This is a genomic window from Burkholderia sp. AU16741, assembly GCF_002223345.1.
Classification (GTDB): Bacteria; Pseudomonadota; Gammaproteobacteria; order Burkholderiales; family Burkholderiaceae; genus Burkholderia; species Burkholderia sola.
Genome location: NZ_NKEZ01000003.1, coordinates 429,360 through 453,398 on the forward strand (window position 1 = coordinate 429,360; position 24,039 = coordinate 453,398).

Consider the following 24,039-nt stretch of genomic DNA (forward strand, 5'->3'; position numbering starts at 1 on the left):
CGGCGACGCGTTGCAACGCGGCTCGAAACCGGCCGGCCGCGCATTGCAAGGAGAACGACGCGAAGCGCCGGATCATGAGAGTGCGCTCACCGTCCAACACCCGGCGTCGACGTACCGATGCTGCACCTGCACATCGGGCCGCGCACGTCGTCGTGGATGACATCCGCTGTCTTTCGATTCGCGCCGCCGTTTGAAAATTACGATTTGACTCATGCCCCGCTTTCGGTTGAAGCTACTAGCTTGCTGTCCGAAGGGGGCTGTGCCTGCATGAGTTCGACCTTGACCGTTCGTCGTATCGCTGCCGATCAGGGCGGGGTATATCGCGAACTCCGCGCCGCATCACTGCGTGAGCCCTATGCGCCCGGCGAAGCGCCGGAGGCCGAATTGCTGACCGTCGAAACGGACGCGGCGTCGGCGATCGCCGCGCAGCGCGCCGTGTCCGACGAGTCGACGACTTTCCTGCTGTACACCGAAGGCCACCCGGCCGGCATGATCGGCGCGTATTTCGACAACACGCCCGATCGGCGCGCGTTCGTCAGCGAACTGTGGGTCGCGCATGCGGTGCGTCATCTGCGCGGCGGCGTGCTGCTGCTGGAGACGGCCACCGCATGGCTTGCCGAGCGCGGCGCCACCGACGTCTACGCATGGATCGCCGATGCGAACCGCAACGCAATCCGCTTCTACGAGCGTGCCGGTTTCGGCAACACCGGCGAACATGCGCCGATCGCGCGGATGCCCGGCGCGATGAAATCGCTGTTCGTGTCGCAGGTGAAGCACTGACGCGACCTCGACATGGCCAGCCGCGCGGCGCGACGAAAGCCCGATCGCCCGCTGGCCCGCCCGCCTGCCGGTGGTGCGTCCGTCCAGGCCGCCGCCATCCCGAGTCCCAAAAATAATGGCCGCCTGCGTGGACGCCTGTAAAATACGCAAAAAATTTTTGCAGAGTGTCCATGTCGCTTAAAAAATCGCCATTCTTCGAGCTGCGCAGCGGATCGGTCGATACGTTGCTGTTCACCGTGAAGACGACCGATCTCGACGCGTTGCGTACCGAACTGGTCAAGCGCTTCGAAGCGACTCCCGAGTTTTTCGCCGACGATGTCGTCGCGATCGACGTCCGCCGCCTGGCTGACGGCGAGCGCGTCGCGCTCGCGGACATCCGCCAGATGCTGAACGACGTGCGGATGCGTCCGGTGGGCGTCGTCGCACTGGCAACGCAGGCCTGGGCGGGGGAAGCCGGCTTGCCGTTGCTGGAGGCGCGCGATCGCCGCGCGCCGGCCGCGAAACCGGCCGACGAAGCGGAACCGGCGGCCGTGCCAGCCGTCGAGCCCGCCGCCGCGGCAGCCGCAGCGGCGCCCGAACAGCCGTTAGAGCCTGCGCCGACACTCGTGCAGGCCGGCGGCCAGACGCTGGTGATCGACCGGCCGTTGCGTTCGGGGCAGCAGATTTATGCGAAAGGAGACCTCGTGGTGCTCGCGCCGGTCAGTCACGGCGCGGAAATCATCGCGGAAGGCAATATCCACATCTACGCGCCGTTGCGCGGCCGCGCACTCGCGGGCGTGCACGGCAATCACGACGCGCGCATTTTCTGCACGTGTCTCGAACCGGAACTGATTTCGATCGCGGGTATCTATCGAACGACCGAGAACCCGCTGCCCGCCGACGTACTGGGCAAATCGGTCCAGATCCGGCTCGAAGAGGAAAAACTGATGATCGAACCGCTGCGCCTGACGTGATTCACGCGGCGCGCTCCGGGTCGATCGGCTCTCATTGACGAACACAGGGTATTGGGTAAATGGCAAAAATCATCGTGGTGACCTCGGGCAAGGGCGGCGTGGGCAAGACGACGACGAGCGCGAGCTTCGCGTCGGGTCTCGCGCTGCGCGGCCACAAGACGGCCGTGATCGACTTCGACGTCGGCCTGCGCAACCTCGATCTCATCATGGGCTGCGAGCGTCGCGTCGTGTATGACCTGGTGAACGTGATCCAGGGCGAAGCGAACCTGAACCAGGCGCTGATCAAGGACAAGAAGTGCGAGAACCTGTTCATCCTGCCGGCGTCGCAGACGCGCGACAAGGATGCGCTGACGCGCGACGGCGTCGAGAAGGTGCTGAACGACCTCGTCGCGATGGACTTCGAATACATCGTTTGCGATTCGCCGGCCGGTATCGAGGCCGGCGCGCTGCACGCGATGTACTTCGCGGATGAAGCGCTGATCGTCACGAACCCGGAAGTGTCGTCGGTGCGCGACTCGGACCGCATTCTCGGCATCCTGTCGTCGAAGACGAAGCGCGCGACCGAAGGCAAGGAGCCGATCAAGGAACACCTGTTGATCACGCGTTACAGCCCGAAGCGCGTGAGCGAAGGCGAGATGCTGTCGCTCGAGGACATCAGCGAGATCCTGCGCATCAAGCTGATCGGCGTGGTGCCCGAGTCGGAAGCCGTGCTGCATGCGTCGAACCAGGGTCTGCCGGCCGTGCATATCGACGGCACGGACGTCGCGGAAGCGTACAAGGACGTCGTCGCCCGCTTCCTCGGCGAGGACAAGCCGCTGCGCTTCACCGATTACCAGAAGCCGGGCCTGCTGCAGCGCCTCTTCGGCAGCAAGTAACGGAGGCCGCCCATGTCCATCCTTTCGTTTCTCCTCGGCGAGAAGAAGAAGTCCGCATCGGTCGCGAAGGAGCGCCTGCAGCTCATCATCGCGCACGAGCGGGTCGGCGGCCGGCCGCCGGCCGATTACCTGCCGGCGCTGCAGAAAGAGCTCGTCGCGGTCATCTCGAAGTACGTCCATATTTCGGACGATGACATCCGCGTGAGCCTCGAGCGTCAGGACGACCTCGAAGTCCTCGAAGTGAAGATCGAGATTCCGCAAGCCTGACGCTTGGCGTGTGTCCCTCCGCACGGCGGCGCCCGCCGCCGTGCGCGTCTTACGCCCTGTTGCACTTTCGGGCATGCCGTAACACGACGCCTGTCGGCCGTCATCGACCCTCCCGCATTGAACGAATACGCTCACGTGACTTGTTCAATCAGGAGGTTGTGATGGCTGTCTCTATCGTTTCCCGCCGTATCGTTGCGCTCGCGCTGTTCGCCGCGGGCCTGTCAGCCGTCGTCGCACCGTTTGCCGCGCACGCGGACGAGATTCTCGTCGGCACGCCGGTGATCGCGCCGCAGGGGCGCATGGTCATCGCGGAGCCGGCCGCCGTGCGCACCGAGGAAATCGTCGTCGTCGCGCCGAATGCGCCGCCGCCCGTGCGCTACGAGGTCGTACCGGCCGCGCGCGTGGGCTACGTGTGGGACCGCGGGCACTGGCACTGGGACCATGGGCGCTACGTGTGGATCGGCGGCCACTGGGAGGCCGAGCGCGTCGGCATGCACTGGGTGCCCGGGCATTGGGACCAGCGCGGTCCGAACTGGTTCTGGACGCGCGGCCACTGGGCCTGAGGGAGGCGCGCGATGAAAAGAACCGCAATCGCCATCGCGCTCGTCGCGATCACGCTGGCCGGGTGCATCGTCGTGCCGGCGCGGCCGGTCTACTACCGGCCGGCGCCCGTCGTGATCTACTGAGCGTCGCGCGGGCCGTGCCGTTGCGCCGGGTCGTTTGCGTCGGGCGCAGCCGGCCCGGCATCGTGCGCCGCCGCCGTGTGCGCTGCGCCGTCGGCCGGCGCCGCGGCGGTCGGCTCGTCGCCGCCTTCGTCGCGCAGCGTGTCGAGCGGATCGGCGGGGGCCGCGGTCGCGTCCCGGGGTTCGGTCACGTCGGTCATGTCGCCCGCCGCGGCCGCTGCGGTTGCCGCGGCCGGCGCGGCGGCCGCGACGGGCGGCGCCAGATAACGCTGCGCGAGCGTTTCGTAGAGCGGCGGCGCGAAAAAGCGCGATACCCGGCTCGATACCAGCGCGGTCGCCATCAGCGAAATCACGAGCGCATGACCGTTGATCATTTCCATCACGATCACGAACGACGTGATCGGCGCCTGCGTGACGGCGGCCAGATAGCCGACCATCGCGAGCGCGATCAGCATCGGCAGGCTCATGTTGCTGAATACGGCATGCAGTACGTTGCCGAAGCCGGCGCCGATCGACAGAGACGGCGCGAAGATCCCGCCCGGGATGCCCGGCAGGTACGACGCGACCATCGACACCATCTTCAGGAACGGATAGAAGACCGACAGCTGCTGACTGCCGTCGAGCAGGCCGCGCGCCTCCGCATAACCGCTGCCGAACGTCGTGCCGCCGGACACGAGCCCGACGACGGCGATCGTGAAGCCGCACAGCGCGGCGAACGCGACCGGCCGCTCGCGATACAGGCCCAGCAGTTGCGCGGGCAGCCAGCGCCCCGTGTTCAGCAGCAACCAGCAGAACAGACCGCCCGCGATGCCCGTCACGATCGCGGTGACCAGCACCGCGACCGCCAGCAGCTTCGGGAAATGGAGCCCGGCGTTGATCGTGCCGAAATACGTGTAGTTGCCGTTCAGCCCGAGCGCGACGACGCCGGCGAGAATGATCGCGGTGATCAGCACGCCGCTGGCGCGCGCGGAGAAGCTGCGGGTCAGTTCCTCGATCGCGAACACGATGCCCGCGAGCGGCGTATTGAACGCGGCCGACAACCCGGCCGCCGCGCCGGCCAGCACGAGCTGGCGTTCGATCTGCGCGTTCGAGCGCGGGTAGAAGCGCCGCAGGTTGAACATCAGCGCCGCACCGACCTGCACGGTCGGCCCTTCGCGGCCGATCGTGAAGCCGCCGAGAATGCCGAGGAACGAGATCAGCACCTTGCCGAACAGGAGGCGCAGCGTCAGCAGTCGGGCGCCGAATGCGCTCGGGCTGGCATGCAGCGTCGCGATCACCTGCGGGATACCGCTGCCCTCGGCGCCGCGGAAAAAGCGCCGCGTGGTCCACGCCGACAACGCGGCGATCGCCGGCGTCAGCAGCAGCGGCAGCCAGACGGCGTGATCGCGCATCGCGCGGAAAGTCTCGTAACCCCAGTCGATCAATCGCGCGTACAGGACGGCCGCGAGGCCGACGACGATCGCGCCGAGCCAGAAAACACCATACTGGCGCCAGATCCGGAGCGAGCGGCGGGTGAGGGCGGGAAACAGCGCGGGGAGAGTGGGGCGCGGCATGGGTTCGGCCGGAGGGCAAAGAGAAGATTATAAAAAGGAACCGATGCCAGCGGGACGACAACGCTTCGAGACGGACGACAAAAATTCACAAAAGCGAAGCAATTTGTTGCAAATGTAATGTTCGCGTAATGTCTGTACATGGCAACCCTCGTTAGCATGCCCAAATGGCCAGTCAAGGACCCCCGCTTATCGTGAAACGTATCCTTATCGTGAAAGTGACGTCGCTCGGCGACGTCGTCCAGACGCTGCCTGTCGTCGCCGACCTGCATCGCGCGTTCCCCGGCGTGACGGTCGACTGGGCCGTCGACGAATCGTGCGCGGAGGTCGTACGCTGGCATCCGGGCGTGAGCGCCGTCCTGTGCGCGCCGCTGCGCCGCTTCAAGAAACTGCGCAATGCCGGCGACCTGAAGGCGATCTCGGCGTCGATCGGTGCGTTGCGTGCGCATCGCTACGACGCGGTCATCGATCTGCACGGCGTGTACAAGAGCGCGATCATCTCGTCGCTGGCGCGCGCCGCGCGCCGGGTCGGCTACCAGACGCAGGATCTCGGCGAAACGGGCGCGCGTTTCGCGTATTCGCACCGTTTCGGCCCGCGTCCGGACTGTGACGCATGGCACGGGATGCGCGTGAGTGCCGGCGAGGCGCTCGGCTACGTGCCGGAAGGGCCGGCCAGGCACGGCATCGTCGCGCCGCAGGATGCGAGTCTGCCGGCCGCGGTGACCGACGGCGGGCCGTTCATGCTGCTGTTCCATGCGACGTCCAATCCGGACAAGAAGTGGCCGGCCGACCACTGGGCCGCGCTGGCCACGGAGATGATGGCGCGCGGCGTGCGCGTGCTGGTGCCGTGGGGATCGGCAGCCGAGCACGACGATGCACGCGATATCGCCGCGCGGGCGCCGGGCGCGATCGTGTTACCGGCGATGACGGTACGGGAGCTCGGCGCGGCGCTGGGCCGGGCCGCGCTGGTGGTGGGCGTCGATACGGGGTTCGTGCACATGGCGCACGCACTGCAGCGGCCGACCGTGATGATTTTCGTCGCGACGTCGCGCCACCATTGCGGCATCGGCGGCACGCCGAATGCGCTGTCGATCGGCGAGCCGGGCGCGATGCCGACCGTCGACGAGGCGCTGGACGCGATCGATACGGTCTGCCCGGCCTATGGCGCGTTGCGCGCGCGGCTGTCCGCCTGACTCGGCGCCGAGGCTCAGGCGAGCAGCGCTTCGATCGTGACGACGGCGGCGATGGCCGCCAGATTCGCCAGCAGCGCCTCGAACACGAGGCCACGCCAGGTCTTCGGTCGGAATCGCAGCGCGAGCAGCAGCGCGCCACCGAGCGCGAGCGCAAGAATCAGCACGAGATCGGCATTGGCAAGGCGGATGTTCATGGCGGCGGCTCCTGTCGGGGCGGGATCTCCGGGCGCGCATCGACGCGCCCAGGATCGAGTATAGGCAGCGCCCGCCGTCGTACAACCCGGGTCGCCCCGAAGGGTCAGACGAGCGACGCGTCGCGCGTCTCGCGCATCAGCAGCACGCCGATCAGGCTGATCGCCGCCGCCACCGACACATAGCCGCCGACCCACGACAGCCCGCCGCGCGCAGCCAGCAGTTGCGCGATATACGGCGCGATCGACGCGCCGAGGATCCCGCCGAGGTTGTACGCGACGCCCGCGCCCGTGTAGCGGACGTTGGTCGGGAACAATTCCGGCAGCAGCGCGCCCATCGGTGCGAACGTCACGCCCATCAGGAACAGCTCGATCGTCAGGAACAGCGCGACGAGCGGCATCGAGCCGCTGCCGAGCAGCGGTTCCATCGCGAACCCCGACAGCAGCGCGGCGAGCGCGCCGACGACCAGCACCGGCTTGCGCCCGAAGCGGTCCGACGCCCATGCGGACAGCGGTGTCGCGAGGCCCATGAAGACGACCGCGAAACACAGCAGGCCGAGGAAGCTCTGGCGCGGAATATGCAGCGCCGACACGCCGTACGACAGCGAGAACACCGTCGAGATGTAGAACAGCGTGTAGCAGACGACCATCGCGAGCGCGCCGAGCAGCGTCGGCCGCCAGTGCTGCGTGACGAGGGTCGCGACCGGCACGCGCACGCGCTCGTTGCGATCGAGCGCCGCCTGGAACGCGGGCGTTTCGGTGATCTTGAGCCGCACGTACAGGCCGAGCGCAACGAGCACCGCGCTGACGAGGAACGGAATCCGCCAGCCCCAAGTGCGGAACTGCTCATCGGACAGCGACAGCGCGAGCGCGAAGAACAGCCCGTTCGACATCAGGAAGCCGACCGACGGCCCCAGTTGCGGGAACATCCCGAACCAGCCGCGCTTGCCCTGCGGCGCGTGCTCGGTCGCGAGCAGCGCCGCGCCGCCCCATTCGCCGCCGAGGCCGATCCCCTGGCCGAAGCGCAGCACGCACAGCAGCACCGGCGCGAGCGCGCCGATCGTGTCGTAGCCGGGCACGAAGCCGATCGCGGTGGTGGACACGCCCATCACGAGCAGCGATGCGACGAGCGTCGATTTGCGACCGATGCGGTCGCCGAAGTGCCCGAACAGGAACGAGCCGATCGGGCGCGCGATGAACGCGATCCCGAACGTGACGAACGCGGATAGCGCTTGCGCCGTCGCGGAGCCGTGCGGGAAGAACACGGGGCCGATGACGAGCGCGGCGGCCGTCGCGTACACGTAGAAATCGTAGAACTCGATCGCGGTGCCGATGAAGCTCGCGAACACGATGCGCCGGTGGCTGACGGCGCCGGCCGAACCGGTTGCGTGTGCAACGGCCGGGGGGGATGCGGACATGGATGTCTCCGTTTTGTCGTTGGGGCAGCGGGCTGGGCGTGCGCTGGGGCAGGCGACTGCCTGCCGGGAGCCGCCGGGCACATGATTGATGCGGATGACGCGGTGGCGGCGTGGATGCGCGCCGTGGCGCGGACGTCACTCGCCGGTCGACGATGGAGACGGGTACGTCGCCGCCGCCCGGTGCCGGCGTGGTCGGCTCGCTTGCCGGGTGCGGCGCGCGAACGCGCGCGCGGCGTGATGGCCGCGCGAGTGCGGAAAATTATAGCCAGCGCCGCCGCCCACCGGCAATCGGGCCGCGGCGGCGCGTCAGTCGATCGATTGCGCCTGCGCGGACGCGGTGCTTTGCAGCTGGAAGTGGCCGTCGTCGTTGAAGAGCCAGCCTTCCATCAGTTCGAGTCGACCGTTGCCGTCGAGCAGCCGCGACGGCGGCGCCGGCAGCGGTGCCGAGCGGCGCAGCGACGCGAGCGCGAGCGCTTCCGCCTCGCTGTCGCCGTTGCTGCGATAGACGGATGCGTTGATCACGCGGCCGCTGCCATCGACGGTGAAGGCCACGACGACGAGCGAGCGCAGCATGGCCTGCGGTGTGCCGTGCAGCATGCCGGACGGATTGCGCTCGGCGACGCGGTGCGCGACCTCGACGCGATACTGGTCGAGATTGCCGCCGCGTATGACCGACGGAATCGTCAGGACCGAGCGTAACGACGAAGGCGGCGTGATCGTGCACGCGGCAAGCAGGGCGACGACGGCCAGCGCGGCAACACGCAGCCGGGCGACGCGCGGACGGAGAAGGGGGCGCATGACGGGATGGCCGGGAGGGACGATAAAAAAATGATAGGCGTACCGACGCGAGACGATATGGGGGGAAACGCATAGCGCGCGGGACCGGTCGTTGCGATCGCGGATGATGCCGGCTGGACGCCGCGTCGGGCAACGTGCATCGGGCGCGATGCATCGCGATGTGACGCGACATGTGACGGCGCTTGCGGCGCACGCGCGTGTCGGAAGGTTGAAAGCCACGGCGCGCTGCAATCGTGCGGCCGGGCGGCGCGCTCGGCCGATGCGGCAACCTCGGCCAGCCTGCCGACCCATCACCTGCGATGCCTTCCGGCCGCGTCAGAAGCCGTGCGTCACGAGCGACAGGACCGACAGGTCGGGGTGCGTGCCGTCGATGATGCTCTTGCCGATATGCACGGCTTCGTGGATCGCCTCGTCGACGCTCGCGAAGCTTTCCTCGCCGTCCGCGTGGAACGGCACCGCATGGCCGGGCAGCGCGGGATTCACGCCCGGATGGCACACGTAGCCGGTGTAGGTATAGCGCGTGTCGCTGCCGGGCATCGCGGCCGGCACGACATGGATCTCGAAGCCTTCGTAATCGACGTGGTCCGTCGCGCTCGACAGGTCGGTCATGGCGATCTCCGTGTGCCGCGCGCAGGGGTGGCGCGTGCGGCATCGAATACATCGAACACGCGGCGGCGTTCGTGTCGCCGTGTTGAACGAATTCTAGGCGATGGCGGGGCGGGCCGGGAGGCGTCCGACGGTGTGCGGCGGCTGGCGTCCCGGACGCTCGCACCCTGTCGCTTCGGCGCGTCGACGATCGGGCGCCGGTTCCATCAGCGGGCGACGGAAACGGGGATCATCGTATTTTTCGCGTCATTGCTTGCAGCGCGCGTCCTTGCGCTGCACCACGACGATCACCGGATACGTCTGGCCATGATCGAGTTCCACGCGCGCGACGACGGTCAGCGTCGCCGGATCGGAATCGTCGTACACGCTGACCTGTTCGTTGCGCAGGTAGGTCACGCCGGTGCAGTTCGACGTGCGTCCGTCGTCGCCCACCTTGCACTGCAGCTCGTTGTCCTTCAGGTAGTTGTACGGCGACGGGCTCGCGAGATATTCGCTCAGGCCGCGCGGCGAACCGCCGACGCCGGTCACGTACGCGATCGCGCACGACGCCTGCGCGTCGCTGCCGGAGGCGGTGTCGGCCGCCGCATGCGTGCTGACGGCGGCCAGCACGGCGACGAGCGACGAGACGAGGAAGGGCTTCATGACGTGGATTTCCCGTTTCGCGAATCGGAGCGCGGGATTGTAACGGCATCCGGCGCGATGCGTCGGAACGTGCGGGGCGCACGCGTGCGGACAAACAAAAACCCCGTCATTCTGCGAATGGACGGGGTTCGGCGAACTTCCTGGCGGAAGCGGTGAGATTCGAACTCACGGACAGTTTCCCGTCGCTGGTTTTCAAGACCAGTGCCTTAAACCGCTCGGCCACGCTTCCACACGAGGCGGCATTGTAACCGAAATGCCGCCTCGTTCATCCGTTCAGTCGTCGCGCAGGAACAATTCCTGCAGGTCGTTGAGGAAGCGCTGGCCGAGCGGCGTCGGCGCGATTTGCGTGAAATCGCGCGTGATCAATCCGCGCCGTTCCGCTTCCTTCAACGCCGGCTCGATGGTGCTCATCGGCAGGCCCGTGCGTTCGGCGAAGCTGTGCACGGGGAAGCCCTCGACGAGCCGAAGCGTGTTCAGCATGAATTCGAACGGCAGGTCGCGCGCGCCGACTTCACGCTCTTCCTGCACGGCCGTGCCGGCCTTCGCCTGTTCGATGAAGGTCGCCGGATGCTTGTAGCGTGCCTGCCGCAGGATCCGGTTCGGGAACGACAGCTTCGTGTGGGCGCCCGCGCCGATCCCGAGATAGTCGCCGAAGCGCCAGTAGTTCAGGTTGTGCTTGCACTGATGATTCGGCTTCGCGTACGCGGATACTTCGTAGCGCCCGTAGCCGGCTTCGGCCGTGCGCGCGTGGATCCATTCCTGCATGTCGGCCGACGCGTCGTCGTCGGGGACGACGGGCGGAAACTTCGCGAACAGCGTATTCGGCTCGAGCGTCAGGTGATACAGCGACAGGTGCGGCGGCGCGAACGACAGCGCGGTCTCGATGTCGGTGCGGCATTCGTCGAGCGTCTGGTTCGGCAGCGCGAACATCAGGTCGAGGTTGAAGTTGTCGAAGTTCTTCGCGGCGATCTCGACGGCCGCGCGTGCCTGCGCGGTGTCGTGAATCCGGCCGAGCGCCTTCAGGTGCGCTTCGTTGAAGCTCTGGATGCCGACCGACAGGCGATTCACGCCGCTTGCGCGGAACTGCGCGAACTTCGCGGCTTCGAACGTGCCCGGATTCGCCTCGAGCGTGATCTCGGCATCGGCGTCGAGCGGCAGCAGCGCGCGCACGTCGGACAGCATCCGGTCGAGACCGGCCGCCGACAGCAGGCTCGGCGTGCCGCCGCCGATGAACACGGTATGCACCTGCCGACCCCACACGAGCGGCAACGCCTGCTCGAGGTCGGCGCGCAACGCGTCGAGATAGTCGGCTTCCGGAAACCGTTCGCCTTTCCATTCGTGCGAGTTGAAATCGCAGTACGGGCACTTGCGCACGCACCACGGGAAATGCACGTACAGCGCGAGCGGCGGCAGCGACGTGAGGCGCACCTGGCCGGGCGACGTGAAGGTCGCGACGACGCGCGCGCCGGTGTCCGCGGCCTGGCTCATGCCGCCTCCCGCAGCGAAGGGGTGTCGGGCATGTTCATGCTTCCTCCGCGAGCCGCGCGAGCAACGCCTTCAGCGCCAGCGCGCGGTGGCTGTGCGTGTTCTTCACGGCCGGCTCGAGTTCGGCGGCCGTCGCGCCGAGCGACGGCAGGTAGAAATACGGGTCGTAGCCGAAACCGTGTTCGCCGCGCGGCGTATCGACGATCTCGCCGGCCCAGCGCCCTTCGGCGAACAGCGGTTCCGGATCGTCCGCGTGGCGGACGAGCGCGAGCACGCAGCAGTAGTACGCGCGCCGGTCGTCGACGCCGCGCAACTGCTCGACGAGATACGCGTTGTTCGCCGCGTCGCCCTTGTCGCGGCCCGCGCGCTGCGCGTAGCGCGCCGAATAGACGCCCGGCGCGCCGCGCAGCACGCGCACGCACAGGCCGGAATCGTCGGCGATCGCCGGCAGCCCGGTGAGCCGCGACGCGTGGCGCGCCTTGGTCAGCGCGTTCTCGATGAACGTGCCGAACGGTTCTTCCGCCTCCGGCACCGCGAGGTCGCCCTGCGGGACGATCTCGATGCCGACCGTCGAGAACAGCGCGGTGAATTCGCGCAGCTTGCCGGCGTTGTTCGACGCGAGAACGATGCGCGACAGCGGCGCGACGGCGCGGTCGTCAGGCATGGTTCACACCCAGCACGTCTTTCTGCAACCGCACGAGTTCGGCGATCCCGCCCTGCGCGAGGTCGAGCAGCGCGTTCATCTCGGCGCGCGAGAACGGCACGCCTTCGGCCGTGCCCTGGACTTCGACGAAGCCGCCCGCGCCGGTCATCACGACGTTCATGTCGGTGTCGCAGCGCGAGTCTTCCGCGTAATCGAGGTCGAGCACGGGCGCGCCTTCGTACACGCCGACCGAGATCGCGGCGACGTGGTCGGTGATCGGCGAGCGCGCGAGCTTGCCGGCCGCGATCAGCTTGGTCACGGCGTCGTGCGCGGCGACGAACGCGCCGGTGATGCTGGCCGTGCGGGTGCCGCCGTCGGCCTGGATCACGTCGCAGTCGATGTGGATCGTGCGCGGGCCGAGCGCCTCGAGATCGAACACCGCGCGCAGCGCGCGGCCGATCAGGCGCTGAATTTCCTGCGTACGGCCCGTCTGCTTGCCGCGCGCCGCTTCACGGTCGCTGCGCGTGTGGGTCGCGCGCGGCAGCATCCCGTATTCGGCGGTCAGCCAGCCTTGCCCGCGCTCGCGCAGGAACTCGGGCACGCGCTCGGCGACGCTGGCGGTGCAGAGCACCTTGGTGTCGCCGAATTCGACCAGCACGGAGCCTTCGGCGTGTTTCGTGTAGTGGCGCGTGAGGGCGACCTGGCGCAGTGCGTCGGCACGGCGGCCGCTCGGGCGGGAAACGGAAGACGTCATGGGGAAATCGCGGAAGGAGAGGAAACCCCGATTTTAGCGCCGAACGGCGGGCGTGCCCGGCGGGGTGGTCCGCAAAAATGGGATAATGCGCGCTTCCCGCCCCGCGCCTTCCGATGCGCCGGGCGCCTCGATGTATTCCCCGCCCGCGAGGGCACCAGACGGCGAGACGAACCATGATCTACAGCATGACGGGCTACGCGAGCGCGACGCGCGAACTCGCGACGGCCGCCGGCAACGGCGGCACCAGCGTGTCGGTCGAACTGCGCACCGTGAACTCGCGCTTCCTCGATCTCAATTTCCGGATGCCGGACGACGTGCGCGCGTGCGAACCCGCGTTGCGCGAAATGCTGATGAACAAGCTGTCGCGCGGCAAGGTCGACGTGCGCATCAACCTGCAGCGCGGCGAGCAGAGCATCGGCGCGGGCGCGCTGAACCAGTCGGCGCTCGGCCAGCTTGCCGATCTCGAACGCGCGGTGCTCGATTCGTTCCCGGGCGTCGGCCGTCTGCGCGCGGGTGAAATCCTGCGCTGGCCCGGCGTGCTCGCGGAGAGCGGCGTGTCGGCCGAAGCGATCCGCGACGCGGTGCTCGCCTGCGGCAAGGAAGCGATCGGAGAGCTCGTCGTCGTGCGTTCGCGCGAAGGCGCGCAATTGGCGACGATGCTGCTGTCGAACGTCACCGAGATGGAGGCGATCGTCGCGCGCATCACGCCGCTCGTGCCGGAGCTGATCGCGAAGCACCAGCAGAAGATCGTCGAGCGGCTGCAGGAAGCGCTCGGCCTCGCGGCGCCCGAAGGCGGCTCGACGGTCGTCACGCGCGAGGAAGCCGCGGAGCGCATCCGTCAGGAAGTGACGATGTACGGGATCCGGATCGACATCGCGGAAGAGCTGTCGCGGCTCACCGCGCACCTGAACGAAACGCGTCACGTGATCGAGAAGGGCGGCCGCGTCGGCAAGCGTCTCGACTTCATGATGCAGGAATTGAATCGCGAAGCGAACACGCTCGGCTCGAAGGCGGCGGCGAAGGAACTCGCCGACGCGTCGATGGCGCTGAAGCTGCTGATCGAGCAGATGCGCGAGCAAGTGCAAAACCTGGAGTAAAAGCAACATGATCGACCCCAACCGCGACGGCCACGCGTCGCATTCGCTGCACGGCGGCGTCTATCCCGGCAACCTGTTCATGGTCGTCGCGCCGTCGGGCGCCGGCAAGTCGACGCTCGTGAATGCGCTGCTGTCGAAGGACAGCGACATCTGCCTGTCGATCTCGTACACGACGCGCAAGCCGCGCCCGGGCGAGCAGGACGGCCAGCACTACCACTTCACGAGCGTCGAGGATTTCCGCGCGCGTCACGCGGCGCACGAATTCCTCGAGAGCGCGGAAGTGCACGGCAACTACTACGGCACGTCGCGCGTCTGGATCGAAGAGCAGATGAAGAACGGCCACGACGTGCTGCTCGAAATCGACTGGCAGGGCGCGTTGCAGGTGAAGAAGCAGTTCCGCAACGCGGTCGGCATCTTTATCCTGCCACCGTCGCTCGACGCCCTCGAGGAACGCCTGAAGAAGCGCGGCCAGGACGAGCCGAACGTGATCACGCGACGCCTGCTGGCCGCCGGCAGCGAGATCGCGCACGCGTCGGAAGCGGAGTACGTGGTGATCAACGAGAATTTCGAGCGGGCGCTCGCGGAACTCGAATGCATCGTCGCGGCGACGCGCCTGCGTTTTGCTTCGCAGTACGCGCGACACGCGGAGCTGTTCATCGAGCTCGGCATCCATCTGCCCCACGCGGAATGACGCGGGGCACGAGGGACATAAGGCAGAATAAGGACTATATTCAGAAGGAATTACCAACATGGCTCGCATTACCGTCGAAGACTGCCTGAAGCAAATCCCGAATCGCTTCGAACTGGCGCTCGCCGCCACCTATCGCGCGCGGCAGCTCGCGCAAGGCCATACGCCGAAGATCGAAAGCCGCGACAAGCCGACCGTCGTCGCGCTGCGCGAAATCGCCGCCGGCCAGGTCGGCGTCGAGATGCTGAAGAAGGTGCCGGTGTAACGCGCATCCGGCCCGTTCCAGCCATGTAGTCCACGCGCGCAACGACTCGACCTGGAGGCGAATATGAGCACCACCCCATCGTCCGCCTCCGCGGATTCGACCACCGAAGCCACGGCCCAGTCGCCTGCGCGCCAATACATCGACGCGGTCCTCGAACAGTCCTTTCGGCATCTGTTCGGGCCGACCGCCACCCCGGAGCAGCCGCGCAAGCACGGCGTCGTTTCGATCGCGAAACTGACGGCGGCGCTTGCCGAGTATCTCGCTCCGGACGAAATCAAAGAGGTCAAGGCGGCGTTCCATTTCAGCGACGAAGCCCACCTCGGTCAATATCGCCAGAGCGGCGAACCCTACATCACCCATCCCGTCGCCGTCGCTGAAATCTGCGCCGGCTGGAAGCTCGACGCGCAGGCCGTGATGGCCGCGTTGCTGCACGACGTGATGGAAGACCAGGGCGTGACCAAGAACGAGCTGGCCGAGCGGTTCGGCCCGAAGGTCGCCGAACTGGTCGACGGCCTGTCGAAGCTCGACAAGATGGAGTTCCGCAGCCGCGAGGAAGCGCAGGCGGAAAACTTCCGCAAGATGCTGCTCGCGATGGCGCGCGACGTGCGCGTCATTCTCGTCAAGCTCGCCGATCGCCTGCACAACATGCGCACGCTCGGCGCGGTGCCGATGGAAAAGCGCCGCCGCGTCGCGCGCGAGACGCTCGACATCTACGCGCCGATCGCGCACCGGCTCGGGTTGAACAACACGTACCGCGAGCTGCAGGACATGAGCTTCGCGAACTTCAACCCGCATCGCTACGCGACGCTCGAGAAGGCGGTGAAGGCCGCGCGCGGCAACCGCCGCGAAGTGATCAGCAAGATCCTCGAGGCCGCGCAGCGCGCGATGGCCGACGCGAAGATCGACGCCGAGATCACGGGCCGCGAGAAAACCATCTACAGCGTCTATCGCAAGATGCGCGACAAGCAGCTGTCGTTCTCGCAGGTGCTCGACGTGTATGGCTTCCGCGTCGTCGTCGACAGCCCGCTCGACTGCTACACGTGCATCGGCGCGCTGCACGCGCTGTACAAGCCGGTGCCCGGCAAGTTCAAGGACTACATCGCGATTCCGAAGATCAACGGCTATCAGTCGCTGCACACGACGCTCGTCGGCCCGTTCGGCGCGCCGATCGAGTTCCAGGTGCGCACGCGCAAGATGCACGAGATCGCCGAGGCGGGGGTCGCCGCGCACTGGCTGTACAAGAACGGCAGCGCCGATCTCAGCGACGTGCAGAAGCGCGCGCACCAGTGGCTGAAGTCGCTGCTCGACATCCAGAGCGAAGCGGGCGATTCGAGCGAATTCCTCGAGCACGTGAAGATCGACCTGTTCCCGGATGCGGTCTACGTGTTCACGCCGAAGTCGAAGATCATGGCGCTGCCGCGAGGCGCGACGGCGCTCGATTTCGCGTATTCGATCCACAGCGATCTCGGCAACCAGTGCGTGGCCGTGAAGATCAACAACGAGCTGCTGCCGCTGCGCACCGAGCTGAAGAGCGGCGACATCGTCGAGGTGATCACCGCGCCGTATTCGAAGCCGAATCCCGCATGGCTCGGCTTCGTGCGTACCGGCAAGGCGCGTTCGGCGATCCGCCACTACCTGAAGACGATGCGCCTGAACGAGTCCGTGCAGCTGGGCGAGCGGCTCGTCGACCAGAGCCTGAAGGGCTATGGTTTCTCGCTGGCCGATGTCGAGCCGGAGGTGTGGGAGAAGCTCGTGCAGTGGACGGGCAACAAGAGCCGTCAGGAAATCTTCGCGGACATCGGCCTCGGCCGCCGTGTCGCCGCGGTGATGGCCAAGCGCATCGAAGTGCTGATGAGCGGCCGCGACGCCGACGACGATCTGCCGAAGTCCGAGCGGCATCCCGCGCATCATGCGCCGCCGGTCGTGATTACCGGCACCGAAGGGATGTCCGTGCAGTTGTCCGCGTGCTGCCGCCCGATCCCGGGCGACGCGATCATGGGGTATATCGGCATCGGTCTGGGCATGGCGATTCATACGACGGATTGCCGTGTCGCGCAGCGCATCCATCGCCGCGATCCGGGCCGCTGGATCGACGTCGAATGGGCGCCGCAGCCGGGCCGCCTGTTCGATGTCGCGGTGAAGGCGCTCGTGAAGAACACGAAGGGCATCTTCGCGCGCGTCGCGGCGGACATCACGTCGGCCGACGCGAATATCGTTCATATCGCGATGGACGAGGATCTGACGCACGAGTCGACGGTGCTGCGCTTCGTGATCCAGGTCAGCGACCGCGTGCATCTCGCGAACGTGATGCGGCGCGTGAGGACCAATCCGGACGTGATGCGGATCATGCGCGAGCGCTCGACCGACGACGGTGCGCATGCGCGCCATGACGGCGGCATGCGTATCGAGCGCGAGCGGCAGGATTACTGACGCTGACGCGCGCCGCGGCGGGCGGATTCGATGATCGACGGACGGCGGCTGATGGCCGCCGTTTTCATTGGGGCTGCCGAAAGCGCGGCGGGAGCGATGTTGACGGTGCCCGGCCGAAGGCGCGCGGGGCGAGGGCGGGAACGACGGGGGAGGCGGGCGCACAAAGAAAAAGGGCTTTCCCGGAGGAAAGCCCTTTTAAGGTGGCGCGGCTGGCAGGATTCGAACCCACGACCCCTTGGTTCGTAGCCAAGTACTCTATCCAACTGAGCTACAGCCGCACGCAAAACGGTACTGCTTCAACTGTCGGAACCTTCTGCGATGGGAAGGCCCCCAAAAAAGTGGCGCGGCTGGCAGGATTCGAACCCACGACCCCTTGGTTCGTAGCCAAGTACTCTATCCAACTGAGCTACAGCCGCACGCAACAACAAACTTCTACTGCTTTGAACTGAAAGGGCCTTCGGTTCGGAAGGCCCTCGAAAAAGTGGCGCGGCTGGCAGGATTCGAACCCACGACCCCTTGGTTCGTAGCCAAGTACTCTATCCAACTGAGCTACAGCCGCACGCAGAAGCGGAAGTATAGCAGAGTCGTATAAAAAGGGAAGCCTTATTCGCGAATTTGGTGCCATGGCGTTGGCCGGCCGCCCTTCGTGTACCCTTTGGGAATCAGTCATCCACGTTGAATCTGCATCATGAACAAGGCGTTTGTCAAAGAGTCGGACGGTGACGACGACGATCTCGACCAGGCTCAACCCGCGATTCCGGCGGGCGCCAAGAACTACATCACGCCGGCCGGCCACAAGCGGCTGAGGGACGAGCTGCTGAACCTGATCGACGTCGAACGTCCCGAGGTCGTGCGGCTCGTGTCGTGGGCAGCGTCGAATGGCGACCGGTCGGAAAACGGCGACTACATCTACGGCAAGCGGCGGCTTCGCGAGATCGATCGTCGCATCCGCTTCCTGACGAAGCGGCTCGACCTCGCCGAAGTCGTCGACGCGAGCCGGCAGGAGAATGTCGACCAGGTGTTCTTCGGCGCGACGGTCGATTACGAGACGCCGGACGGCGAGGCGCACACGGTGACGATCGTCGGGATCGACGAGGTCGATCTAGACCGCGGCTGCGTCAGCTGGATCTCGCCGGTCGCGCGTGCGCTGATCAAGGCGAAGATCGGCGACACCGTCACGCTGATGACACCGGTCGGCCCGCAGCCGATCGATATACTCGACGTCCGGTATCCGGCGCGGAGCGACGCCTGAGTCGCGGCCCGCGCGCCGTGGCCGAGAAAAAGCGCCCCGATGGGGCGCTTCGTCTTTCGGCGCACGGCGAATGTGCCGGTCGCTCAGAAGCGGTGACGCAGGCCGGCCGTGACCGCGATCTGCTTGTTGGTCGATGACGCGGCGCCCAGGCCGTTGATGTTGGCGCCGATGTCCAGTCCGTCGTTGTTGACCTTCTGGAACTCGCCCTGCAGGTACACGTCGGTGCGCTTCGACAGCGCATAGTCGGCTTGCAGGTTGAACTGGTGCCAGGTCGGCTTGTCGCCGGACAGGCGACCCTGCGTGTACGTGTAGGAGCCGGCGAGCGACAGGGCCGGCGTCAGCGCGTAGCGGCCGTTGACTTCGTAGTTGCTGAAGCGCCCGCTGTCGCCGAGGCCCGTGATGCCGCCCACCACGCCCGATTGGCCGGCGCTGATCGCGCGCAGGCCGGTCAGGCGCGTCTGGGTGAACACGAAGCCGACCGTGGCCGGGCCGAACCCGTAATTCAGGCCGGCTCCCCAGGTGCGCTGCACGCGCGACGCGAAGGTCCAGTCGCCGGTGACCGCGCCCGGATCGGATGCGGCCTGCGCGAGTGCGTTCACGTCGCTGTTCAACTGCAAGTAGGCCGCGGCGAGGTTGAAGCCGAGGTAGCTGTACGACACGCCGCCGCTATACGCGCGGTTGTTCGCGAACGCCGACGAGTTCGATAATCCGTACAACGCACCGAACTTGAGGCCGCCGTAGTTCGCGCTCTGGTACTTGACCGAGTTGTTGATCCGGAACGAGTTGTTCAGGTTGTCGTTGTCGAACGGGTGGGCAAACTGGGTGCCGCCATATTGGGTGCCGGTCAGCGACAGCGGCCCGAGATAGTCGACGACGCTGTCGTACTGCCGGCCCATCGTCAGCGAGCCGTAGGTGTTGTGCGCGAGCCCGACGAACGCTTGCCGGCCGAATTCGCGACCGTTCTGCTTGAGCGTGCCGTTGTTGATGCCGAAACCGTTTTCCAGCGTGAAGATGGCTTTCAGGCCGCCGCCGAGATCTTCGGTGCCGCGCAAGCCCCATCGGCTGCCGTTGATCGAACCGCTCGTTTCCTGCCAGGCGCTGTGTCCGCCTTGATTGTTCGTGTAGGTGATGCCTGCGTCGATCAGGCCGTACAGCGTCACGCTGCTTTGAGCGTGGGCAGCGGTACCGAATACCCCCGACAACGCGGCGACGATCAGAGCTTTCTTCATGGATCTGTCTCCCAACACGATGATGTCGATCGAACCTGGGCGGACGGCCGTGTTTTGCTTGACGCTGTAGCCGGTCCGGCAGAACGGCGGTGCGCTTATCAGACATCCATCTGCAGTGTACGAAGTGTGCGGAGAGGCGGCGCTCCACGCTTTAAGAAACAGTGTGTTTTGGAATCCGCAAAAATCGGCAGAGGCGCGTCAACGATTGCCACGTAAGGGTTCGCTGCGGTGCAGCGAATCGAAATGACGATTGGGACCGCGCAACGAGCGTTGCGCGTGTGCGACAGACGATCAGGGGTAGGCGGGGGCAGCTATAGCGCGATTATTGACACATCGGCAATAGAGGTTTGTGTGGAGCATGGATAATGAAAGGTAGTTCTATCGCTATACTGCGATCTCTGCTTTCCGAAGCAGACTTTTTCGTTGACGGAAAAGATCTCCAAACCTTTGTCGGCGCGACTTCCCAGTCGCGCTTTTTTTTGCCCGCCGCTCGGGGCGCTACGGCGTGTACGAGCGACGCTTGCGCTTGCCCGCGGGCGCGGCCTTCTCCGCTTCGATCGGCGCCGGTGTGTTGGTCCAGTCTTCCATCACGTAGTGACGGGCATCCAGCGGCGATGCGAGCAGGTTCTGCCAGTGATCGCCGTGCCACGTCATATCGAATTCAGTATCGTACGGCGCTTCGCGGGGGGACTCGGCCAAGGCGCGGGACTTGCGGCGTACGCGTCCGAGCCGGCTCGCGAAGCGCTTGATTGCGTCCAGCCACATGACCTTCTCCTTCCTTTCGGTGTTGATTCAGGATCGCAACGTCGCCGACGTTATGCAACCCGAAAAAACCCGAGGATTTTACCGGGTCGATTTGTCCCCGGTAGAAATTTCACTTGCGGGGATTATTAACGATCCGATCCCGGTAATGTTGACAGGTTTTTGATGCGAATCAATTAATCAATCGGTGATGGTGTACCGATTCCAGTGGTATTAGCGTCTTTTCAAGAAAGCAGCGGCTAAAAATTTTCTTGACGCACCCGGATTGTCCAATTTATAAAGTCAGCACTCCGTCCTCGGGCGGCGTGCTGGTGCGGGTGCTGGCGCAATGTTTCGGGATTTCGGGAAACGGCTATAAAAATAGCTTTTTTGATCTTATAGAGTGGGGAACGAAGACATGGATACCGGTATCGTGAAATGGTTTAACGATGCTAAAGGTTTTGGCTTTATTACGTCGGACAATGGCGGTGAAGATTTGTTTGCGCACTTTTCCGAAATCCGGATGGACGGCTTCAAGACGTTGAAGGAAAACCAGCGTGTTTCGTTCGAGGTCAAAGTCGGGCCGAAAGGCAAGCAGGCAGCGAATATCCAGGCGGTCTGACGCGCCGCGCATTGCCGATCACGTCCGGCCCCCGCATGGCGGGGGCTTTTTGTTTTCCGGAGACGGGGCGGGGCCGGTCCGGGCTGGCCCGAGTACGCGTGCCGGTGCATACTCACGGAAGCATCGTTTCCCTGTCTTTTCATGTCCGATTCCGTTCCGTCCGATCCCGCCCGCGAGCAGCCACTCGTCTTCGTCGACCTTGAAACCACCGGCGGCTCGTCCGCCGACCACCGCATCACCGAAATCGGCGTGGTCGAAATCGGACCGCTCGGCGTGTCGACGTGGACGAGCCTCGTCAATCCGGGGCAGGCGATTCCGCCGTTCATTCAGCAACTGACGGGCATCTCGGACGCGATGGTGCGCGATGCGCCGACGTTCGCTTCGCTCGCGCCGGCGCTGTTCGAGCGGCTCGACGGCAAGCTGTTCGTCGCGCACAACGCGAGCTTCGACCGCGGCTTCCTGCGGGCCGAATTCGAGCGCGCCGGCCTGGCGTTCAATCCCGATGTGCTCTGTACGGTACGGCTGTCGCGCGCGCTGTTTCCGCGCGAATCGCGGCACGGGCTCGATGCGTTGATCGAACGGCATGGGCTCGTTCCGGCCGCGCGTCACCGCGCGCTGGCCGATGCCGACCTGATCTGGCAGTTCTGGCGCCAGCTGCACGACATCGTGCCGCTCGATCGGCTGCGCGACCAGATCGCGCGCACGACGCGCCACTTCCGTCTGGGCGGCGATCTGACCGAAGCCTGGCTGGATACCGCGCCGGCAGGGTGCGGCGCGTATGCGCTGTTCGGCGAACGTGACGAAGCGCTGTATGTCGGCCGCAGCGTGCGCGTGCGCCAGCGGCTGCGCGCCCTGCTGACCGGCGAGCGCCGTTCGTCGAAGGAAATGCGGCTCGCGCAGCAGGTGCGGCGTGTCGAATGGCGCGAGACCGGCAACGAGCTGGGGGCGATGCTGGCCGAAGCGCAATGGATCGCCCGGTTGCGCCCGTCGTACAACCGGCGGCCCACGGCCGACGCCGGCCGCGCGGGCGGTGCACCCTGGCCGTTCGAAGGCGCGGTCGCGTTCGAGGCGAACAGCGAGCGCCGCCTGTTTCATGTGATCGACGGCTGGTGCTATCTCGGTTCGGCGGACTCGCTCGATGCGGCCGCACGGCTCGTGGCCGACGCGGCGGCCGCCACGTTCGAACCTTTCACCCATCGCCTGCTGCAGACGCATCTCGCGCGCGGCCTGCAGGTGATTCCGCTCATGGCGCTGACGCCTGCGGACTGAGCGCCGCGGGACGATCCGCGCCTGCCCCCGTCAGCCGATCGCGCTGGCTCCGCCGGCGGAGCAGACATGCGACAGCGCGGTATCGAGTGCCCGCGTCTGCGTGGAATCGTAGCGCGTGAGCGTCTTCCAGTTCGCGATGCTGCGCGCGAGCCGCGCCTGGCAATCGGGCGCATCGCGCAGCGGGGCAACCTGCGCGAGACCGGCGAGCATTTTCTGCGTCAGCCGATCGAGGGCGGGCCGCGTGCTGGTCGCGAGATCGGGCGGCGTGCCTTCCGGCGGCCGCGTCGTGCGCCAGGTCGCGAACAGTGCGTTCTGCACGTCCTTGCTTGCGGTGATCTGATCCTCGAAGAACGTGCGAGCGAAGGCGGGGTCGACGCCGGCCTGGGCCGCGCGCTTTTCGACGGCGGTGAGCAGGGCCGCTTCACGCGGCTGGTCCTCGATGGCCTTGTGATTCGCCCATTTCCATCGCGCGACCGGTTCGGCGAGCGCGAGGCGCTGCGACGCGAGCGCCACGACGTTGGTGAGGGCGGTGTCGTCGCCGTCCGCGCGGGCGGTAGGGGGCGACGAAAGGGGGGCGACGCCGAGCGCGGCGACAGCGATGCTGGCACGAATGGCTTGCTTCATCGGAACGATCGGGAGAGCCGGGCGGGCCGGACGTGGAAAAACAGAAGGATAGACGAAGACAGTCGCGCGGCGTAGCGTCGCGACAGGAGAATCAGCAGGCGAGCTGATCCGGCACCGTCAGGCTGTTGCGGCCCGGGTGCGAGGCGAATTGCGCGCGAAGCGCAGGGATGAACCGCACGATAGCGATGATCGACACGTGGCGGTTACAGAACCGAACTGACGTTCACTTCGGCGAGTACAGCCGGTGCTGCTCGTCGAAGAATGCCCGAACGTGCTCGGGCAATTCGGCGAGGAATTCCACGCCGACGGGTTCCGGATCCGGGCTCATCACTTGCTCGGGCGGGGGCATGCGAGTTGGTCTTTCGTCCATGATCGTTTCTCCAGCAGGTTCAATGATTATCAACCTCGTGCTCGGATTTATGCCAGCGGCGAATCGTTAGATTTTGTCTCTGTTGTATTAACGGCACATGCGTGCCGGCGCGAAGTGTGATGCCCGCTATCACGCGCCGCGCGATCGGCATCCAGCGGGCCGCTTGCTATACTTGCGCGCACTTTTTCTTGGACCGCGATGAGACGAACGACGCGATGGATCGGCCTCGTATGGCTGGCGCTGGTACTGAACGTACTGTCGCCCGTCGTCGGCTACGCGCGCCTTGCGTCGAGCGGTTCCGGCGCGCTCACGCTCGAGTTGTGCAGTGCAGCGGGCGCGCGTCAAATCGTGCTCGCGCAAGCGGGCGACGAGCGCGACACGTCGTCGGCCGACCATGCCGGCGTCCCGCATTGCGTGTATTGCCCCGGCTTCGCGGCGAACGTCGCGCTGGGCACGAGCCTTCCCGCGATGCCGCGCTTCGTACGCACGTTCGCGTATCGGGCGGTTGCACCGATCGTTCCCGACGTGCCCCGCAAGGGCATCCGTCTCGCGCAGCCGCGCGCCCCGCCTGAAAACGTTCCGGTCTGATTGATGTCCTGCGCGCGCCCCGGTGG

Annotated in this window: 28 protein-coding genes and 4 tRNA genes; 15 read left to right on the top strand and 17 right to left on the bottom strand. The window is 66.2% G+C overall.

Translation table 11 applies throughout. From position 1 onward, the window contains the following. Nucleotides 1-156: 156 nt before the first annotated feature. From CFB89_RS04400 to CFB89_RS04420, 5 genes are all read left to right on the top strand, one after another. Nucleotides 157-780 (top strand): GNAT family N-acetyltransferase, encoded by a 624-nt coding sequence (locus CFB89_RS04400; protein WP_256979659.1) that lies wholly within the window; start codon nt 157-159, stop codon nt 778-780. A 170-nt stretch (nt 781-950) separates the two neighbouring features. Next, the gene (minC, locus tag CFB89_RS04405; RefSeq protein ID WP_089466884.1) at nt 951-1,733 is read left to right on the top strand and encodes a septum site-determining protein MinC; all 783 of its coding nucleotides are present in this window, start codon (nt 951-953) and stop codon (nt 1,731-1,733) included. A gap of 59 nt (nt 1,734-1,792) precedes the next feature. Then, a complete protein-coding gene (minD, locus tag CFB89_RS04410) occupies nt 1,793-2,608 on the top strand; it encodes a septum site-determining protein MinD (RefSeq protein ID WP_006476635.1) in 816 nt (271 codons plus the stop codon). A 12-nt stretch (nt 2,609-2,620) separates the two neighbouring features. Beyond that, entirely contained in the window at nt 2,621-2,875 is a 255-nt protein-coding gene (gene minE, locus CFB89_RS04415; RefSeq protein WP_006476634.1) for a cell division topological specificity factor MinE, read from the top strand. Between the two features lie 161 nt (nt 2,876-3,036). Then, nucleotides 3,037-3,438 carry a YXWGXW repeat-containing protein gene (locus CFB89_RS04420; RefSeq protein ID WP_089466885.1) on the top strand — a complete coding sequence of 134 codons (402 nt, stop codon included), beginning with the start codon at nt 3,037-3,039 and terminating at the stop codon, nt 3,436-3,438. A 116-nt stretch (nt 3,439-3,554) separates the two neighbouring features. Here the strand turns inward: CFB89_RS04420 and CFB89_RS04425 are convergent, their stop codons facing one another. Then, entirely contained in the window at nt 3,555-5,111 is a 1,557-nt protein-coding gene (locus CFB89_RS04425) for a chloride channel protein (RefSeq protein ID WP_089466886.1), read from the bottom strand. A gap of 191 nt (nt 5,112-5,302) precedes the next feature. Here CFB89_RS04425 and waaC point away from each other — a divergent pair, with 191 nt between their 5' ends. Beyond that, entirely contained in the window at nt 5,303-6,301 is a 999-nt protein-coding gene (gene waaC, locus CFB89_RS04430; protein WP_089466887.1) for a lipopolysaccharide heptosyltransferase I, read from the top strand. Nucleotides 6,302-6,315: 14 nt separating this feature from the next. Here the strand turns inward: waaC and CFB89_RS04435 are convergent, their stop codons facing one another. The 9 genes from CFB89_RS04435 to rph all read right to left on the bottom strand — a co-directional run bounded on the left by CFB89_RS04435 (nt 6,316) and on the right by rph (nt 12,838). Then, complete coding sequence (locus CFB89_RS04435; RefSeq protein WP_089466888.1) at nt 6,316-6,495, bottom strand: hypothetical protein; 180 nt, start codon at nt 6,493-6,495, stop codon at nt 6,316-6,318. A 104-nt stretch (nt 6,496-6,599) separates the two neighbouring features. Next, nucleotides 6,600-7,910, bottom strand: a complete 1,311-nt coding sequence (locus tag CFB89_RS04440) for an MFS transporter (protein WP_089466889.1) — start codon at nt 7,908-7,910, stop codon at nt 6,600-6,602. 306 nt (nt 7,911-8,216) lie between these two features. Continuing rightward, nucleotides 8,217-8,708 (bottom strand): energy transducer TonB, encoded by a 492-nt coding sequence (locus CFB89_RS04450; RefSeq protein WP_089466890.1) that lies wholly within the window; start codon nt 8,706-8,708, stop codon nt 8,217-8,219. Between the two features lie 315 nt (nt 8,709-9,023). After that, complete coding sequence (locus CFB89_RS04455; protein WP_089466891.1) at nt 9,024-9,317, bottom strand: hypothetical protein; 294 nt, start codon at nt 9,315-9,317, stop codon at nt 9,024-9,026. Between the two features lie 243 nt (nt 9,318-9,560). Next, nucleotides 9,561-9,956, bottom strand: a complete 396-nt coding sequence (locus tag CFB89_RS04460) for a hypothetical protein (RefSeq protein WP_089466892.1) — start codon at nt 9,954-9,956, stop codon at nt 9,561-9,563. A gap of 141 nt (nt 9,957-10,097) precedes the next feature. Further along, nucleotides 10,098-10,185 (bottom strand) — tRNA-Ser (locus tag CFB89_RS04465). A gap of 44 nt (nt 10,186-10,229) precedes the next feature. Continuing rightward, nucleotides 10,230-11,444 (bottom strand): radical SAM family heme chaperone HemW, encoded by a 1,215-nt coding sequence (gene hemW, locus CFB89_RS04470; protein ID WP_011544847.1) that lies wholly within the window; start codon nt 11,442-11,444, stop codon nt 10,230-10,232. Nucleotides 11,445-11,478: 34 nt separating this feature from the next. Beyond that, nucleotides 11,479-12,105, bottom strand: coding sequence for an RdgB/HAM1 family non-canonical purine NTP pyrophosphatase (gene rdgB, locus CFB89_RS04475; RefSeq protein WP_089466893.1), 627 nt, complete (start codon nt 12,103-12,105; stop codon nt 11,479-11,481). Next, nucleotides 12,098-12,838, bottom strand: coding sequence for a ribonuclease PH (rph, locus tag CFB89_RS04480; RefSeq protein WP_089466894.1), 741 nt, complete (start codon nt 12,836-12,838; stop codon nt 12,098-12,100). The genes rdgB and rph overlap by 8 nt, the downstream gene beginning before the upstream one ends. Nucleotides 12,839-13,011: 173 nt before the next feature. Here rph and CFB89_RS04485 point away from each other — a divergent pair, with 173 nt between their 5' ends. The 4 genes from CFB89_RS04485 to CFB89_RS04500 all read left to right on the top strand — a co-directional run bounded on the left by CFB89_RS04485 (nt 13,012) and on the right by CFB89_RS04500 (nt 17,318). Next, on the top strand, nt 13,012-13,935 hold the full coding sequence (locus CFB89_RS04485) for a YicC/YloC family endoribonuclease (protein WP_089466895.1): 924 nt from the start codon (nt 13,012-13,014) through the stop codon (nt 13,933-13,935). Nucleotides 13,936-13,942: 7 nt separating this feature from the next. Beyond that, nucleotides 13,943-14,626 (top strand): guanylate kinase, encoded by a 684-nt coding sequence (gene gmk, locus CFB89_RS04490; RefSeq protein WP_089466896.1) that lies wholly within the window; start codon nt 13,943-13,945, stop codon nt 14,624-14,626. Nucleotides 14,627-14,684: 58 nt separating this feature from the next. Then, complete coding sequence (gene rpoZ, locus CFB89_RS04495) at nt 14,685-14,888, top strand: DNA-directed RNA polymerase subunit omega (RefSeq protein ID WP_006025620.1); 204 nt, start codon at nt 14,685-14,687, stop codon at nt 14,886-14,888. 63 nt (nt 14,889-14,951) lie between these two features. Further along, on the top strand, nt 14,952-17,318 hold the full coding sequence (locus tag CFB89_RS04500) for a bifunctional (p)ppGpp synthetase/guanosine-3',5'-bis(diphosphate) 3'-pyrophosphohydrolase (protein WP_089466897.1): 2,367 nt from the start codon (nt 14,952-14,954) through the stop codon (nt 17,316-17,318). 201 nt (nt 17,319-17,519) lie between these two features. On the opposite strand, the gene CFB89_RS04505 is transcribed toward CFB89_RS04500, so the two are convergent. The 3 genes from CFB89_RS04505 to CFB89_RS04515 form a co-directional block, all read right to left on the bottom strand. Further along, nucleotides 17,520-17,596: transfer RNA gene (locus tag CFB89_RS04505), tRNA-Arg, on the bottom strand. 61 nt (nt 17,597-17,657) lie between these two features. Beyond that, nucleotides 17,658-17,734, bottom strand: a tRNA-Arg gene (locus CFB89_RS04510). 66 nt (nt 17,735-17,800) lie between these two features. Further along, nucleotides 17,801-17,877 (bottom strand) — tRNA-Arg (locus tag CFB89_RS04515). Nucleotides 17,878-18,006: 129 nt separating this feature from the next. Between CFB89_RS04515 and greB the strand changes: the two genes are divergently transcribed. Next, nucleotides 18,007-18,570, top strand: a complete 564-nt coding sequence (gene greB, locus CFB89_RS04520; RefSeq protein WP_089466898.1) for a transcription elongation factor GreB — start codon at nt 18,007-18,009, stop codon at nt 18,568-18,570. Nucleotides 18,571-18,653: 83 nt separating this feature from the next. On the opposite strand, the gene CFB89_RS04525 is transcribed toward greB, so the two are convergent. Together CFB89_RS04525 and CFB89_RS04530 are read right to left on the bottom strand one after the other, a co-directional pair. After that, nucleotides 18,654-19,799: a porin gene (locus tag CFB89_RS04525; protein ID WP_089466899.1), complete on the bottom strand. Its 1,146-nt coding sequence runs from the start codon at nt 19,797-19,799 to the stop codon at nt 18,654-18,656. Between the two features lie 498 nt (nt 19,800-20,297). Beyond that, nucleotides 20,298-20,564 carry a hypothetical protein gene (locus tag CFB89_RS04530; protein ID WP_089466900.1) on the bottom strand — a complete coding sequence of 89 codons (267 nt, stop codon included), beginning with the start codon at nt 20,562-20,564 and terminating at the stop codon, nt 20,298-20,300. Between CFB89_RS04530 and CFB89_RS34760 the strand changes: the two genes are divergently transcribed. From CFB89_RS34760 to CFB89_RS04540, 3 genes are all read left to right on the top strand, one after another. Further along, entirely contained in the window at nt 20,563-20,727 is a 165-nt protein-coding gene (locus CFB89_RS34760; protein WP_179233374.1) for a hypothetical protein, read from the top strand. The two genes, CFB89_RS04530 and CFB89_RS34760, sit on opposite strands and share 2 nt — an antisense overlap. 231 nt (nt 20,728-20,958) lie before the next feature. Continuing rightward, a complete protein-coding gene (locus CFB89_RS04535; RefSeq protein WP_027783827.1) occupies nt 20,959-21,162 on the top strand; it encodes a cold-shock protein in 204 nt (67 codons plus the stop codon). Nucleotides 21,163-21,303: 141 nt separating this feature from the next. Next, nucleotides 21,304-22,431 (top strand): exonuclease domain-containing protein, encoded by a 1,128-nt coding sequence (locus CFB89_RS04540; protein WP_089466901.1) that lies wholly within the window; start codon nt 21,304-21,306, stop codon nt 22,429-22,431. A gap of 30 nt (nt 22,432-22,461) precedes the next feature. Here CFB89_RS04540 and CFB89_RS04545 read toward each other — a convergent pair whose 3' ends face one another. Further along, complete coding sequence (locus CFB89_RS04545; protein WP_089466902.1) at nt 22,462-23,055, bottom strand: chorismate mutase; 594 nt, start codon at nt 23,053-23,055, stop codon at nt 22,462-22,464. Between the two features lie 223 nt (nt 23,056-23,278). Continuing rightward, complete coding sequence (locus tag CFB89_RS34765; protein WP_179233363.1) at nt 23,279-23,383, bottom strand: chorismate mutase; 105 nt, start codon at nt 23,381-23,383, stop codon at nt 23,279-23,281. 240 nt (nt 23,384-23,623) lie between these two features. Between CFB89_RS34765 and CFB89_RS04550 the strand changes: the two genes are divergently transcribed. Continuing rightward, complete coding sequence (locus CFB89_RS04550) at nt 23,624-24,013, top strand: DUF2946 domain-containing protein (protein ID WP_089466903.1); 390 nt, start codon at nt 23,624-23,626, stop codon at nt 24,011-24,013. Nucleotides 24,014-24,039: the final 26 nt, after the last annotated feature.

Coding starts and splice junctions, on each gene's coding strand:
- CFB89_RS04400 (WP_256979659.1), top strand. CDS start 157: ATGACATCCGCTGTCTTTCGATTCGCGCCGCCGTTTGAAAATTACGAT.
- minC (WP_089466884.1), top strand. CDS start 951: ATGTCGCTTAAAAAATCGCCATTCTTCGAGCTGCGCAGCGGATCGGTC.
- minD (WP_006476635.1), top strand. CDS start 1,793: ATGGCAAAAATCATCGTGGTGACCTCGGGCAAGGGCGGCGTGGGCAAG.
- minE (WP_006476634.1), top strand. CDS start 2,621: ATGTCCATCCTTTCGTTTCTCCTCGGCGAGAAGAAGAAGTCCGCATCG.
- CFB89_RS04420 (WP_089466885.1), top strand. CDS start 3,037: ATGGCTGTCTCTATCGTTTCCCGCCGTATCGTTGCGCTCGCGCTGTTC.
- CFB89_RS04425 (WP_089466886.1), bottom strand. CDS start 5,111: ATGCCGCGCCCCACTCTCCCCGCGCTGTTTCCCGCCCTCACCCGCCGC.
- CFB89_RS04435 (WP_089466888.1), bottom strand. CDS start 6,495: ATGAACATCCGCCTTGCCAATGCCGATCTCGTGCTGATTCTTGCGCTC.
- CFB89_RS04440 (WP_089466889.1), bottom strand. CDS start 7,910: ATGTCCGCATCCCCCCCGGCCGTTGCACACGCAACCGGTTCGGCCGGC.
- CFB89_RS04450 (WP_089466890.1), bottom strand. CDS start 8,708: ATGCGCCCCCTTCTCCGTCCGCGCGTCGCCCGGCTGCGTGTTGCCGCG.
- CFB89_RS04455 (WP_089466891.1), bottom strand. CDS start 9,317: ATGACCGACCTGTCGAGCGCGACGGACCACGTCGATTACGAAGGCTTC.
- CFB89_RS04460 (WP_089466892.1), bottom strand. CDS start 9,956: ATGAAGCCCTTCCTCGTCTCGTCGCTCGTCGCCGTGCTGGCCGCCGTC.
- hemW (WP_011544847.1), bottom strand. CDS start 11,444: ATGAGCCAGGCCGCGGACACCGGCGCGCGCGTCGTCGCGACCTTCACG.
- rdgB (WP_089466893.1), bottom strand. CDS start 12,105: ATGCCTGACGACCGCGCCGTCGCGCCGCTGTCGCGCATCGTTCTCGCG.
- rph (WP_089466894.1), bottom strand. CDS start 12,838: ATGACGTCTTCCGTTTCCCGCCCGAGCGGCCGCCGTGCCGACGCACTG.
- CFB89_RS04485 (WP_089466895.1), top strand. CDS start 13,012: ATGATCTACAGCATGACGGGCTACGCGAGCGCGACGCGCGAACTCGCG.
- gmk (WP_089466896.1), top strand. CDS start 13,943: ATGATCGACCCCAACCGCGACGGCCACGCGTCGCATTCGCTGCACGGC.
- rpoZ (WP_006025620.1), top strand. CDS start 14,685: ATGGCTCGCATTACCGTCGAAGACTGCCTGAAGCAAATCCCGAATCGC.
- CFB89_RS04500 (WP_089466897.1), top strand. CDS start 14,952: ATGAGCACCACCCCATCGTCCGCCTCCGCGGATTCGACCACCGAAGCC.
- greB (WP_089466898.1), top strand. CDS start 18,007: ATGAACAAGGCGTTTGTCAAAGAGTCGGACGGTGACGACGACGATCTC.
- CFB89_RS04525 (WP_089466899.1), bottom strand. CDS start 19,799: ATGAAGAAAGCTCTGATCGTCGCCGCGTTGTCGGGGGTATTCGGTACC.
- CFB89_RS34760 (WP_179233374.1), top strand. CDS start 20,563: ATGACCTTCTCCTTCCTTTCGGTGTTGATTCAGGATCGCAACGTCGCC.
- CFB89_RS04530 (WP_089466900.1), bottom strand. CDS start 20,564: ATGTGGCTGGACGCAATCAAGCGCTTCGCGAGCCGGCTCGGACGCGTA.
- CFB89_RS04535 (WP_027783827.1), top strand. CDS start 20,959: ATGGATACCGGTATCGTGAAATGGTTTAACGATGCTAAAGGTTTTGGC.
- CFB89_RS04540 (WP_089466901.1), top strand. CDS start 21,304: ATGTCCGATTCCGTTCCGTCCGATCCCGCCCGCGAGCAGCCACTCGTC.
- CFB89_RS04545 (WP_089466902.1), bottom strand. CDS start 23,055: ATGAAGCAAGCCATTCGTGCCAGCATCGCTGTCGCCGCGCTCGGCGTC.
- CFB89_RS34765 (WP_179233363.1), bottom strand. CDS start 23,383: ATGAGCCCGGATCCGGAACCCGTCGGCGTGGAATTCCTCGCCGAATTG.
- CFB89_RS04550 (WP_089466903.1), top strand. CDS start 23,624: ATGAGACGAACGACGCGATGGATCGGCCTCGTATGGCTGGCGCTGGTA.